The sequence below is a fragment of the Bacillus pretiosus genome (assembly GCF_051294775.1).
Lineage (GTDB): Bacteria > Bacillota > Bacilli > Bacillales > Bacillaceae_G > Bacillus_A > Bacillus_A wiedmannii.
The window spans coordinates 140,391-154,966 of record NZ_JBPPHF010000003.1 but is presented as its reverse complement, the minus strand read 5'-3'; the positions used below and the strand labels follow the sequence as shown (position 1 = coordinate 154,966).

Here is a 14,576-nt window from a genome sequence, read left to right as displayed (position 1 = left end):
GGAAAAGTTATTATGAAAAAATTGGGGAACCTCATCCTGTTTATCGGTTTTCTCACCATTATCTTTTCATTTGGCATATTATCGTTACTCAAAACAGACCGAGACATTTCACCAGTTGAAAATCGGCCGCTCGCTCAAAAACCAGCACTTACGAAAGAAGCTCTCCTAACTGGTAGCTTCTTTAAAGATTTTGAAACATACACAAATGATCAATTAATCGGACGAGATGAGCTTATTAAAAACTATACGATTGCCCAAATTAATATGGGCAAGTCTCTCATTAACGACATTATTTTAACTGATGATAAATGGCTCCTAAAAAACCCGGCGTGGACGACAAAATATAACGAAATTGACCAATCCATGCCTGCTATAAACGACTTATCTCAGTTTTTAAAAGAACAAAACGTCGAGTTTTACTTTGCTTTACCACCGTCAAAAACGAATGCATTATCATTTAAATTACCTTCTCATATTCACACTTATGCACAGGACAATTTAAATTACTTTCTAACAAAACTTCCAGCTGACGTAAAGCCAATAAAACTTATGGAACACTATAAACAGAACTATACGAACGAAGAAATACAGGACATGTATTTCAAAACAGATCATCATTGGAATATGGGCGGTGCCTTCTTAGGCTACCAATATATAATGAACACAATCGGGCAACAGTCTTCTATATATAAAGGAAAAGAAATAAAAAAAGAAGACTACACTCGTACATGTGCGCAAAATAAACATTTAGTCGGAAGCTTCAACAACCAACTATACCAACTCATCGATGCAACTGGGGAAAAATTGTGCTACTACACACCGAAAGGCGGTTTCAACTTCACAAGCGTTACCGCAAAAGATGTGAAAGGTACTGTTCATCAAAACTTAGATGACATATACGGCGTAGAAAAACAAAAAGATACAACATCATACGCAGGATATTACACGGACGACTATCCAGAAATCGTCACCGAAAATAACAATGCACCAAATGAAGTACGCGCCTTAGTCCTAAAAGACTCATTCGCAAACGCAATCGTGCCACACTTAGCACAAAGCTTCAAACACACATCTATCCTCGACCTGCGTCACTATCACGAAAAAGATGTATATCAATACATTAAAGACAACAATATTAACATGGTATTGTTCGTGTATAGTGATTCGAATTTGAGTGGGGATATGTTTAAGTTTAAGAAATAGAAAGAAGGCTCTTGTAAATGTACAAGAGCCTTCTTTCTATTAAAAAATCAGTGGGGATGAATCCCCACTGATTTTTTACTTCATCTATAATCGAATTATAGATTTGGGTTGTTAAGAACGTTAACGTGTACAGCTTGTGAACCGATTTCGCTTGTAATAACATTTTTATCTGTTAATACTTTGAATACTAATGTACCTTTGTCAGTGTACTTAGTAGTTAAAGTATCGTAAAGGTCTGCCTTGAAGTTTGGAAGTGTAGAATCACTTGTTTGAGATACTGTTACATCTCCAAGTTTTACATCGCCAGCGTTAAATACAGCATCGCCGTTTCTATCTAAGTAAAGTTTACCTTGCTCGTCACCAGATTTTACAACACGTACTTTATGTTGTGTTTCTTTCGTTAAGTTAATACCTTTTACGATATCATCAAGGTTACTCTTTTCAAGCTCTAATACAGTACCGATGTTGATTTTCTTCTCAACGAAGTTTTCTGTTTGAACTGGTTTGAAGTTTACAGATTTAATAGCGATTGTTTCTTGAACGATTTCAACTGTCGCTTTACCAGCAGTTGCACCATTTTTCGTTAAGTGGATATCAACTTTACCTGGTGCTTTACCTGTTACAACAACTTTATTTCCAACAATTTTAGCATCAGCTATATCTTTGTTTTTAGACTCAACTACATAACCCTCTAAGTTTTCAGGATCAGAGTATACGCGATCTGAAGTGTACTTAGATAATTGATATGCAACTGTGTCAGAAACATTTAGGTCAAGTTTCGTATCAGGTGATTGGCCGTATTGACCTACTTTAGATACAAGTTCAAAGTTTTTAAATGCAACGTTACCTTCTGTTACATTCACATATAATGAACCTAAAGTAGCTCCATTAGCATTTTGGAAGTGAACTGTACCTTCGCCTACTTCGTTACCTGTAACCGATACAGTTTTTGTACCGATTGAGCCAGCATCCGTTGTTACTACATCTAATCCACCTTCTGCAACTACACCTGTTTTTGGAAGAACTTCTTTAATTGCAGCTGAGTTAGCACCAAATGGATCGCCATATTGGTCAGTTGTTACGAATGTAACAGGTAATGTTTTATTTTGAACAACTTGTAATTTGTCTGGGTTAGCTTTTACTGATACTAATTTACGAGAATCAGTCGTTACTTTAAATTTAACATCTTTCGTTACGTCACCTACTTTAATAGTAAGTGTAGCTTCACCAGCAGCCTCAGCAGTAATATAGTTGTTTACTACAGAGATAATACCGTGGTTTGAAGATTTGATGCTAATTGATCCTGGATCAACTACTTTATCTTCTCCAGCAATTGTAGCAACTAATTTACTAAGAGATGCTTTTTCACCAACAACTAAAGTTTGGCTATTTAAAGCAAAGTCTTTACCAGCAAGCTTGCTGCCATAGTTTACAGCACCATCATTATCAGCATCTACCGCAAATACAACATTTTTAATTGCAGAAGCTGGTGTATCAAGGTTTTTCACTGTAATAATACCAGTGTTAGAAACTGTTAAACCACCGCGTTTTGTAACTTGTACTTCTACTTTGTAATCACCTTGCTTAATGCCAACAGCTAGTTTACCTGTAGTAGAAGTAGCTTCTCCACCTTCAAAGATGTTTGCTGATGTACCATCTAAGTTATTTGCTACAAATTTGACGTCATGATCTGCTAAGTTTAAGTACTCAACATCAGCGTTACCTTTTTCATCGTTTAATTTGAAAGCAACTGTTTGACCAGCACGATCATCGTCAAATGTAAGTTTTTCTACTGCTAATTTTTTAACTTCGTATACGAATTTCGTTACGAATGATTGATTTTTCACTTTTACAGTAAGATTTTTATTTGGAGCTACTTTACCACCAAGTGTTACAACTGCAGAATTACCGTCAGCACTTGCTTCAATCGCAACAGCTTTGTCTCCATCAAGAGTTACATCTTCAGCAGCAAGCTTATCTAAACCAGTACCTGTTAATGTTAATTTCGTTGGTTCAGAAATTTTCACATCAGTTACATATGCTTGTGCATTATCTTTTTTGCCATATTTTTTATCTGCTACTGCGATAAATTTAGCTGCTTCTGCACGAGATACAGATTTATTTGGCTCCCATTTGTTTCCGCCTGTTCCTTCAGAAAGTCCAAGATTGATTAGAATGTTTGCTTTTTCTTCACCCCAATGATCTAATAAATCTTCAAATTTTGTAACTAACTCGCCGTTAACTTTATCTTTTAAGTTATAAGCACCTACTATCATAGAAGCGAAAGAAGCACGGTCAATCTTTTTATCTGGAGAGAAGTTTTCTTTACCATCACCTCTAACAACACCCGCTTTTTCAACAGCTGCAATGTATTTAGAAGCCCAATGATTTTTAGCATCTTTGAAAGATGGTTGTGCACCCTCTTCAACTTTTAAACCTAATGTAATTGCCATAATTTTCGCAGCAGAAGCACGATCAATTTCTTCAGCTGGAGCGTATGTACCATCTGGCTTACCTTCGATTGCACCTTTATCTACTAAGTAATTGATAGAATCTAATCCCCAATGACCAGCTGGAACGTCTGGGAATGATTTTCCTGCTGCTGCTACTGGAGAAACAACACCTGCTACCATTGCTGCTGTCATTGTACCTGCGATTACTTTTTTGTAAGAGTTAGTCTTTGCCATTTTATAAATTTCCTCCTTCAGGAATATGCTACTAGTTTCATATCATATTAAATTTGAAAACTAGCTAGTTAGAAAAACCATAAAACAATAAAAGCACAAACAAAAATACTATAATGAAAAGTAGTTCATATAATAAAATGATACAAACCGTTAAATGTAAATATAAGGTTTAAATACCATTTCTTGAAACAAGTTCATCATACTATACAAAACTATTCGTTATCAAGAACTTTCTCAAAAGAAGATTCGACACATTCTGATAATTCAGTCTTTTTATTGTATTATTAGTATATTAATAATACTCAAATATAGAAATGAACAAACTGTTTTCCTATAAACCACTCTCACTGCGCTTCGTATATTTTTCATATCGAATACACAATTGGAATTATAGCACATATTTCCACTTCATCACTTAAATGTTTTTTACAATAAATACAATTTTCAGACTGCATTCGACTGAAATTATTGAATTTCGACATTTTATTCTTCTTTTCGAATGTTTTTTTAACAAAAAAAGGTGTGAATTTACAAATAATTTACATATCAATGAGATATTCTTCTATTTTCGAAAACGCTTTCGATTTGTTTCTCAATAAAACTATTCTTTTCAATCTCAAATGTACATGAAATAAGATCAAAATAAAAAGCCTATGATACTCATAGACTTTTGTCTATTTTCTCATAGGCTTTTATTAATCATTTCATGTATCGAATGATTTTAAATTAGTTTTTTGCTGCTTCTTTAATAGAAACATCTACTCGTACTGGCTTATCAAGCTCAACTTTTTGTGTTTGCTCACCTTTTTTAACAGTAAGTTCTTTTACAAAGATTGAAGTAGAACCTTTTGTACCAAACTTAGCAGTTTCTTCCTTTACAACATTTGTATCTGCAGAAACGAATTTCACGTCAGTTACAGTTGCACCCGCAGTTGTTGCTGGAACACCATCAACTGATAAGATATTTAGAAGTGCAGTTTTTAATTCGCTACCTTGAGCAACCTCATTAAGAGATGTGCTTGTGAAATCTACTGCTAATTTTTTAGCTGCAGGTGCTGTATCAACAACTTTGAATGAGTGAGTTGTGATTAGCTTACCGTCTGCTACTACAGTTGCTTTATATGTTTCACCAGCTTTTGCTTCATTTCCTACAGTAATTGTGCCAGTAGTATTATTTACAGCTACTTGACCTGGAGTTGCATCTACTACTTTACCATCTTTATCTGTAGTAGTAACTGTAATTGTAGCTGCTTCTTTCTCTTTTAAAACTAAACCATTAGCATCTACTGGAAGAACAGAAACTACCATTTCATTCTTTTTGTTTTCTTCAGTAACATATTTATCTAATTCAGTTTCTAATCCACGAACCTCAAATTTAGAGAATACGCCTGGAGCTTTTAATTCTAAAGTTAATGTAGATTTTACTTCTGTTTTACCAGATTTAGCTGTTAATTCTACAGTATATTTACCAGCCGCTTGGCCATTTGCATTTAAAACTAACTCTTTATTAGCATGAGTTGCTTTTAATTTTTGGTCTTGAACTGCTTTACCATCTTTATCAAGTACTTTCACTTCTACAGGAGCTGTGAACTCTTTGCCGTATTGATCTAAAACTGGAGCTTTTACAGCTAAGTCAGTTACATCATTTGTAGAAAGCACTAAATTAGTTTTTTCTAACTTAATCTCTTTTAATGCTTTTTGAGCGAAAGCTTCGATTTCAACTGTTTTTGAAACAAGCTCTTTACCATTTTCATCTTTAACAGTTACTTTTACTGGCGCTTTTCCTGCAGCTAGTACAGTCACTTTGCCAGTAGCTTTATCTACTACAGCTACCTCTGTATTTAATGACTCATATTCAGCTTGAACGTTTTTCACCACGTTATTGAATTGGTCTTTTAATTCTACCTGAACAGAAACGTTATCACCTTCATAAACTTTAGTGTTTTGTTTGAAATCTTTAGAAGTGAAATCAGCTTTATCTGCTGCTACTGTCCAATTAGAAATTGAAGCTACTGCAGTACCTTCAGCAGAAACTTTTACTTCTTTACTTTCAGCTACTACTTTACCGTCTTTTTTGTAAATAGCTTTTACAGTAGTTGAAGTACCTTTTTCTAACTTGATTTTACCATCTGTAATTTTAGCTGGAGATACAAATTCAATACCTGATGGTGAAACAACTTCAGTACCGTTTTCATCTTTAACTGTGTATTTTAGTTCGCTGTCTACGCCAGCTACAACTGTTTGGTTAGTCATTTCGATCGTTTTTGCTTCTAAAGAACCTACAGCTACTTCTGTTTTACCAACTTTGTTTACATCTACAGTGTAAGTTTGTTTAGCTGCTAAGTTGCTATATAATTCAACTGTAGCAGATTTTTTATCATCTGATAATTTTACATCTTTAACTAATACTTTATCGTTGTTAGCTTTGTTAGCTACTTTAACGTCTTCTTTAGTTAATTTTTCAACAGCTTTGCTGAATTTAACTTCTACTTTTTGAGTTGTAACTGCTTTAGCAGATTCAACTGTTACTGCTTCGTTACCGAACTCTTTGTCAGTCTTAGCAATGAATTTAGCAGCTTCTGCACGAGTTACAGATTTATCTGGCTCCCAACCATTACCAGTACCATTAGTGATACCTAAAGCAACTAAAATGTTAGCAGCTTTTTTACCCCAGTGCTTTTCTAAATCAGAGAATTTAGTTTCTAATTCTCCACTTACTTTGCTGTCTAATTTGTATGCTTTTACGATCATTGTTGCCATAGAAGCACGATTAATTTGGTTGTTTGGATTAAACTTACCAGTTTCATCCCCTTGAATTACACCAGCTTTTTCAACAGCTGCGATATATTTAGCAGCCCATGAATCTTGAGCATCTTTGAAAGTTGGTTTTGCACCATCTTTAACTTCTAAACCTAATGTAATTGCCATAATTTTCGCAGCAGAAGCACGGTCAATTGCTTCAGTTGGAGCGAATGTTCCGTCTGGCTTACCTTCGATTGCTTTTTTTGCTACTAAATAATCAATGTACTCTGCACTCCAAGAACCAGGTTGAACGTCTGGGAATGATTTTCCTGCTGCTGCTACTGGAGAAACAACACCTGCTACCATTGCTGCTGTCATTGTACCAGCGATTACTTTTTTGTAAGAGTTAGTCTTTGCCATTTTATATATTTCCTCCTTAGGAATGTAATACTAGTTCCATAAGTTTTTAAATAGATATTCTATTTATTTTTGAAACTAGTAGATATAAATGTGGTTAACGTATTCTTTGTACAGAATAATAGAATATCCTGTATTACGGAATCGTAAAGAAATCATACACCCTTTTCATCCAATTTAAAATCTCAAATTCGACAAAAAAGTGAATTTTCGAAATTCTGAACGATCATTTTTTCGACTTTTATTTTAAAACATCCAGATTATAAAATCAGAATATTTTAAATGAACGGAAAAACGCGTCAGAATTACATTTTCAACCATCTTCTTATAACCATTTACAACTATAACAGAAAAACGTTTCCAATTTCAATATTTAACTATGAAGATATTACGACATTAATCGACAGCTTATTTTTATATAATTCGACATTTTTATTACATTCTCATTCTTTAAAATTACCAAACCTATTTTCTTATAATTTACCAAATAAAACGCAAAATCCTAACATTCTCTATATAAGAATGTTAGGATTATCAAACATACATCTTATCTCTCAAACTTCTTTTTTATGAGCATACATGTAAAAGTATTTATACAATTCGACTTTTTTCTACAAATATTTATTTTCTTTCGGCATTTTATATTTTTCAACTAATAAAAAAAGAGGATGTCCTCTTAAATTAAGATTACATTCCCCTTTTTTCGAACTCTTTTGAATTCAAGTCACTTATGATGTAGCGAGACGCTGTTGAAATTTGTTCTCTCAATTCTTCTACTCTTTGTTCCAATGTTTCTTGTACATATTCTTTTTGTTCCAGTTGTTTCGTTGCCACGTTATACAAAGTTTCAGCCGTCCAGTCACCATCTACGTTTCCGATAATCGGCTGATTTACTTGTTGTAAAAATGAATCGATCTTTGGATCATATGAAATACCGACCATAGGAATATTAGCAACCGCTGATAATATAAGCGCATGAAGTCTCATACCTATTAGAAGCGAACATTCCGACAAAATTGAAATTTTCTCATGAATATCCAGCTTATACGGAAGCATATGAGCTTCTTCTCCCATTAAGTTAATAATATCGCGTGATGCATTTTGATCAAATGGTCCGTGCATTGGTACGAATAAAATATGGTATCCTTCACGCTTAAATTTTTTCAGCGTATCTGCTAGCTTCTTCATATAATCTTCTTTCGCGTCCCAATACCTCACACTAACTGCAATTACTTTCCCTTGAATCGAATGTTTTTGCAGCCAATCCGACTTCATTCCTTCTGGTTGACATGCCAATACTGGATCTGGAACTAGTTCGATCTCTTTCTTAATACCCATTTCTTTTAAATACAAAAATGAATCTTCATCACGAACTGATATATATGCCGCTTTTGATACTTGCCATTTCACTAATAAACGATTTTGTCTTTTCGTAATTGGACCAATTCCTTGCGCGTAAATATAATACGGCTTCTTCAAAAAACGAGCAATCCGCATAATACCTGTATAGTACAAAATGCTTTTAATACTCGTTTTATCTTGAAGGAGACTTCCCCCTCCGCTAATTAAACCGTTACTTCTCTTTATTTCCTTATAAATTGCTCTTATATCCCAGCGATTTACTGCCTCTACACCGTACATTTTTCTTGTATAGTCGGGGTCATTCGAAAGTACAACAAGCTCAAGAGTAGGATTCTCTTCATGTAGCGCTTTAATAATTGATTGCAAAATTGCTTCGTCCCCAACATTATAAAAACCATAATATCCTGATAAAACTAACCGCACTCTTAATCTCCTCCAACATTTCGCAATCAACTTTTTGTCATTCAACAAATTGCTATCAACTCTTTAATAAGAAAAGTTGGATAACTTCAAATTGATTTCTTTCACAAACATATACATAGCCACACTCATTTATAGACAAATTTACTTACTTAAAAATGGAATTTGCTTTTTGGATATCCAGTTCAGCTTTAATGCGCATATGCCATATATGAACAAGGCCACACAAAATGCTAAACCACTATACATCATTGCAATAAATCTAGAATCTACCACATTTATTACAGTAGATGTGAAATATAATCCTATACCTACTATACTAGATACTCCGATTACAGCAAAAAATCTCCCCATGCGAATTGAATAAGCCAATTCTTTTCGAATGTATATATAATTTACGATACAAATTATGATATATATGATCAGGGTACTATAAGCCGCACCAGTTATGCCAAATTGACTTACGAGTACTATATTTAATATGACTTTTACAAAACTCGCTCCAACAACTATCCACGCCGCTTGCTTAGAACGGTTAATTCCTTGCAAAATCCCTATTGATAATACCATAAGTGATGTGAAATACGAACTACCAATTAAAATAGCTAACATGCCGCTCCCTTTAGCATCTGTAAACAACCCAACATTTAACGGGACTGTAAGTGCCATGAGCCAGATTGTTATCGGCGTTGTTAAAACATGAGCAAGCTCATTTGTTCGTTCAATTGTGTGTTTTGCTAACGCTATATCTTTCTTTGTTAATGCAGCAGTTAACAACGGGATTAACGGAAATACCATCGCGCTTGCAAACACGACAATTAATTGTGTAAACGCAAAGCCACGACTATATATACCAAATTGTTCTTGAATCGTTGTAGTGGATTCATGCAACATATGTGGAATCGTTACAGAATCAACTAAATTTAACAACGGCATCGATAATGCTCCAATCGCAATTGGAATCGAAACCTGAAGTATCTTTTTTGCATTTTCTTTAAAGTCTTGCAGTGAATATGTATTACTTTTATAACGATATATACTTTTTACATACTTCAATCTCAAATAGATAAGTGACGTAATTACCCCAAGGCAAGAACCAATCATTGCGCCGCCTGTTACAACATCACTATCTTTATTCCAAGATACGAATAAGAATGCAATTGCTAACATAAAGAAAACACGAATGAACTGCTCAATCACTTGTGACACCCCGGTAGGAATCATATCTCCAAAACCTTGGAAATACCCTCGATATACCGCCATATATGGTGCGATTAATAAAGCAAACGAAGTGACAATTAATGGGAGTCTCGTATCTTGTCCACCAAGCATATTTGCAAACATACTTGATCCAATCATAATAACCGAAAATCCAAGCACTCCAAATATTACTCCAATAATAGATGCTGACGTAAATAGTTTGGCAATCCCGCCCTGGTCATTCTTCTCATGAAGTTCAGCGATTAACTGTGATATAGCTAGCGGTACTCCCGCTACTGATAAAGTTAAAGCTATCATATATACAGGAAAAACAAGACGGAAAATCCCAAGCACTTCATCTCCTGCTATATTTTGTAATGGGATTTGAAAAAAACTTCCCAACACTTTCGATAGAAACGTTGTAATCGTTAAAATCGCAGCGCCTTTCACAAACTTATTATTCATCTTCTAGCTCTTTTCTTTCAATATATAATTTAAATACTTATTACATCATAAAACGAGATAGCTATATTCTTCTCTTTTTTGAAAATTTTCACTTTATCTCATTTAGCTATCATACCAAATTTCTTATACATTGAATACTCTCTTTCTTTATGCCCTTCAAATGTAGCATGTGCAATAACACCTTATTTATATCCAGTTTTTTCTTCAATTTACTACTTCTACTTATTCCAGATAAACATGTGCTATAATGTAGCTATTGTCAGTAAGAGGAGTGTTTACAACATGCTGAATTCGGTAAAAAAGCTGTTAGGAGATTCTCAAAAGAGAAAACTAAAAAAATATGAACAACTTGTTCAAGACATTAATAATCTAGAAGCAAAACTATCTGATTTATCTGATGAAGAATTACGTCATAAAACTATTATATTTAAAAACATGCTACATGATGGAAAAACAGTGGATGATATAAAAGTAGAGGCGTTCGCTGTTGTACGTGAAGCAGCAAAGCGTGTACTTGGATTACGACACTACGATGTGCAGTTAATTGGTGGCCTTGTACTATTAGAAGGTAATATTGCAGAGATGCCAACTGGCGAAGGAAAAACATTAGTTTCTTCTCTTCCAACATACGTACGTGCTCTTGAAGGAAAAGGCGTTCACGTTATTACTGTAAATGACTATTTAGCAAAACGAGATAAAGAATTAATTGGCCAAGTTCATGAATTTCTAGGTTTAACGGTTGGATTGAATATTCCTCAAATCGATCCTACCGAAAAGAAACTTGCTTACGAAGCTGATATTACATATGGTATTGGAACAGAATTCGGCTTTGACTATCTACGTGATAATATGGCCTCTTCAAAAAATGAACAGGTACAACGTCCCTATCATTTTGCTATTATCGATGAGATTGATAGCGTTTTAATTGATGAAGCAAAGACGCCTCTTATTATCGCGGGTAAGAAATCAAGCAGCACTGATTTACACTATTTATGTGCAAAAGTTATTAAATCATTCCAGGATACTCTTCATTACACGTACGATGCAGAATCGAAATCTGCTAGTTTTACAGAAGACGGTATTACAAAAATAGAAGATTTATTTGATATCGATAACCTATATGATTTAGAACATCAAACTTTATATCATTATATGATCCAAGCATTACGAGCTCATGTCGCTTTCCAATGTGATGTTGACTATATTGTACATGATGAAAAAATTCTACTTGTAGATATTTTCACGGGCCGCGTTATGGATGGTCGCTCTTTAAGTGACGGTTTACACCAAGCTCTTGAAGCAAAAGAAGGTTTAGAAATCACTGACGAAAACCAAACGCAAGCATCCATTACAATTCAAAACTTCTTCCGTATGTATCCAGCATTATCTGGTATGACAGGTACAGCAAAAACGGAAGAAAAAGAATTTAACCGTGTATATAACATGGAAGTTATGCCAATTCCGACAAACCGTCCTATCATTCGTGAAGACAAAAATGACGTCGTGTACGTAACAGCCGATGCTAAATATAAAGCTGTACGTGAAGATGTTCTAAAGCACAATAAACAAGGACGCCCTATTTTAATTGGGACAATGTCTATTTTACAATCTGAAACCGTTGCGCGTTACTTAGATGAAGCGCATATTACATATCAATTATTGAATGCGAAAAGCGCAGAACAAGAGGCCGATTTAATTGCAACAGCTGGACAAAAAGGGCAAGTTACAATTGCGACGAATATGGCCGGACGAGGTACTGATATTATACTAGGTGAGGGTGTTCACGAACTTGGTGGATTACATGTAATCGGGACAGAACGCCATGAATCAAGACGCGTTGACAATCAGTTAAAAGGTCGTGCTGGTCGTCAAGGAGATCCAGGTAGTTCTCAGTTCTTCCTTTCTTTAGAAGATGAAATGTTAAAACGTTTCGCACATGAAGAAATGGAGAAATTAAATAAATCACTGAAGTCAGATGAAACAGGACTTATTCTAACTTCTAAAGTTCATGACTTCGTGAACCGTACACAATTAATTTGTGAAGGTAGCCATTTCTCAATGCGTGAGTACAATTTAAAGTTAGATGATGTAATAAATGACCAACGTAACGTTATTTATAAATTACGTAATAACTTGTTACAAGAAGATATAAATATGATTGAAATTATTATTCCAATGATTGATCATGCTGTAGAAGCCATTTCTAAGCAATATCTTTTGGAAGGTATGCTTCCAGAAGAATGGGATTTCGCTAGTTTAACAGCAAATATAAATGAAATTTTACCAGTAGAAAACATGCCATCACTATCAGCGAATAATGTACATTCACCGGAAGATTTACAATCCGTTTTGAAAGAAACATTATCTCTTTATAAAGAGCGCGTAAATGAGCTAAATAGCCATACTGATTTACAGCAGTCGCTACGATATGTTTCCCTTCATTTCCTAGATCAGAACTGGGTAAATCACTTAGATGCAATGACTCACTTAAAAGAAGGCATCGGGCTAAGACAATATCAACAAGAAGACCCTACTCGTCTTTATCAAAAAGAAGGCTTAGATATCTTTTTATACACATATGGTAATTTCGAAAAAGAAATGTGCCGCTATGTTGCAAGACATTTAGGTGTTCCTGAAAACGTACAATAACGAGGTGAAAGATTATGTTATCATTCCTAAAAAGAGCTAAGAAAAGCGGAAAAGATACGACTGTCTCTAGTAATCAATTATTCGGACAAGAAGAAACAAATACTGAAAATAAAACAGTAAAACCAACGCTTTACTTCCACCCTAGCTGGGGTGCAGTAGCACAAGAACAAAAATACATTTATCAATTTTTACATAAAGAACTAACACGTTTACAAGAATATCAAATTTCTTTATCTGGAATTGAGATTGAAAAACGTGATAATGGTTATGACGTAGCTGTATTTATTCGTAGCACTGTCCCGAAACCAATTTCTTTCGAAGAGGTTACATTAATCCTTCTAAATAAAGAGAAGAAACTATGTGCCCGCAAAACATTTAATCTTTCTGCATTAGGAGATATTCCTGCAAATGTAAATATGCCATTCATCTTTACATTTGAGCAAGAAACAATTACAGGTGCCGAATTATCGCAAACAGATTGGGAATTAGCGTTTGAACTTGAAAGTAAGCATGTATTAGATTTAGACCCATCTTGGGAAGCTCAGTTACCTGAAGCAAGCAAAGAAGCTTTACGTAATTTCGTAGACAATTTAACACCTCCAAATGATGGTGAAATTAACTTCCTAGGTCTGCAAGCTGCAAGAAAAGAAAACGGTGATTTACATACAACGCTTCTTATTCGTAACGGTTGCAAAGACGATATTCAACTAGAGCAACTTCCTCTTCATATTGAAGATGCATCAGGTGCAGTTGTCGTTAAAGGTGCTTTCACATTACCGAACCTTGAAATTAAAACGAACACTACAAAACCGTGGTCATTTGTCTTCCCTGCTTCATCTATATTAAAAGAAGATATGGATCTATCTTCTTGGAAAGCATTTGTACCACAAGACTAATAATAAAGAGAGGCTGCTTCCAAAGCTACCTCTCTTCTTCTTTTTCGTACAAAAAAGCCTGTTCAAAAAGATGGTCATCACACCTCCTTGGACAGGCTTATTCTTTATGTAAAATTTACTTCGTTACTAATAAACGTTCAATATGATATTCAGCTTCTAATTTGCACATTTCATCTGCATGGTTCACTTTATTTCTCTTTAATTGCTCCACTTGCTCTTCGGTCGGTTTTTCATTAATACACTCGTTAATTTTTTCATTCACTTTCATCGCTAATGCTTGATGGAAATCTGGATGTCCTTTCAACTCTTCGTCTACTTTATTAATCCAAGTTGATTTTGTGTATAAATACTGTTTCCACTGTTCAACAAATTGCTGCATATCAAATTTTTCTTCATGCCATTCAATTTCTTTCATATACTTCTCAAAAGAAACAACAATTGATCGCGTAATCCCGATCTTCACTCCATGTGGTAACTGTTTGTACATCAAATATTCCCTCCAGCTTACAGCTCTTTCTTCTGAATATAAAGGAAT

General features: G+C 34.5%; 8 protein-coding genes. 3 read left to right on the top strand and 5 right to left on the bottom strand.

Annotation, left to right across the window (positions count from 1 at the left end):
• The first annotated feature begins 12 nt into the window (after positions 1-12).
• Positions 13-1,203, top strand: a complete 1,191-nt coding sequence (gene patB1, locus ACSG5Z_RS17295; RefSeq protein ID WP_435711817.1) for a secondary cell wall polysaccharide O-acetyltransferase PatB1 — start codon at positions 13-15, stop codon at positions 1,201-1,203.
• A gap of 95 nt (positions 1,204-1,298) precedes the next feature.
• On the opposite strand, the gene ACSG5Z_RS17290 is transcribed toward patB1, so the two are convergent.
• The 4 genes from ACSG5Z_RS17290 to ACSG5Z_RS17275 form a co-directional block, all read right to left on the bottom strand.
• A complete protein-coding gene (locus ACSG5Z_RS17290) occupies positions 1,299-3,890 on the bottom strand; it encodes an S-layer homology domain-containing protein (RefSeq protein WP_435711816.1) in 2,592 nt (863 codons plus the stop codon).
• A gap of 726 nt (positions 3,891-4,616) precedes the next feature.
• A complete protein-coding gene (locus ACSG5Z_RS17285; protein ID WP_435711815.1) occupies positions 4,617-7,052 on the bottom strand; it encodes an S-layer homology domain-containing protein in 2,436 nt (811 codons plus the stop codon).
• Positions 7,053-7,736: 684 nt separating this feature from the next.
• On the bottom strand, positions 7,737-8,834 hold the full coding sequence (csaB, locus tag ACSG5Z_RS17280) for a polysaccharide pyruvyl transferase CsaB (protein ID WP_088062132.1): 1,098 nt from the start codon (positions 8,832-8,834) through the stop codon (positions 7,737-7,739).
• A 141-nt stretch (positions 8,835-8,975) separates the two neighbouring features.
• Positions 8,976-10,496 carry a putative polysaccharide biosynthesis protein gene (locus ACSG5Z_RS17275; RefSeq protein ID WP_087985744.1) on the bottom strand — a complete coding sequence of 507 codons (1,521 nt, stop codon included), beginning with the start codon at positions 10,494-10,496 and terminating at the stop codon, positions 8,976-8,978.
• Between the two features lie 282 nt (positions 10,497-10,778).
• Between ACSG5Z_RS17275 and secA2 the strand changes: the two genes are divergently transcribed.
• Positions 10,779-13,145 (top strand): accessory Sec system translocase SecA2, encoded by a 2,367-nt coding sequence (secA2, locus tag ACSG5Z_RS17270; protein WP_087985745.1) that lies wholly within the window; start codon positions 10,779-10,781, stop codon positions 13,143-13,145.
• Between the two features lie 14 nt (positions 13,146-13,159).
• Complete coding sequence (locus ACSG5Z_RS17265; protein ID WP_087985746.1) at positions 13,160-14,041, top strand: accessory Sec system S-layer assembly protein; 882 nt, start codon at positions 13,160-13,162, stop codon at positions 14,039-14,041.
• 115 nt (positions 14,042-14,156) lie between these two features.
• On the opposite strand, the gene ACSG5Z_RS17260 is transcribed toward ACSG5Z_RS17265, so the two are convergent.
• Complete coding sequence (locus ACSG5Z_RS17260) at positions 14,157-14,528, bottom strand: hypothetical protein (RefSeq protein ID WP_435711814.1); 372 nt, start codon at positions 14,526-14,528, stop codon at positions 14,157-14,159.
• Between the last annotated feature and the right edge of the window lie 48 nt (positions 14,529-14,576).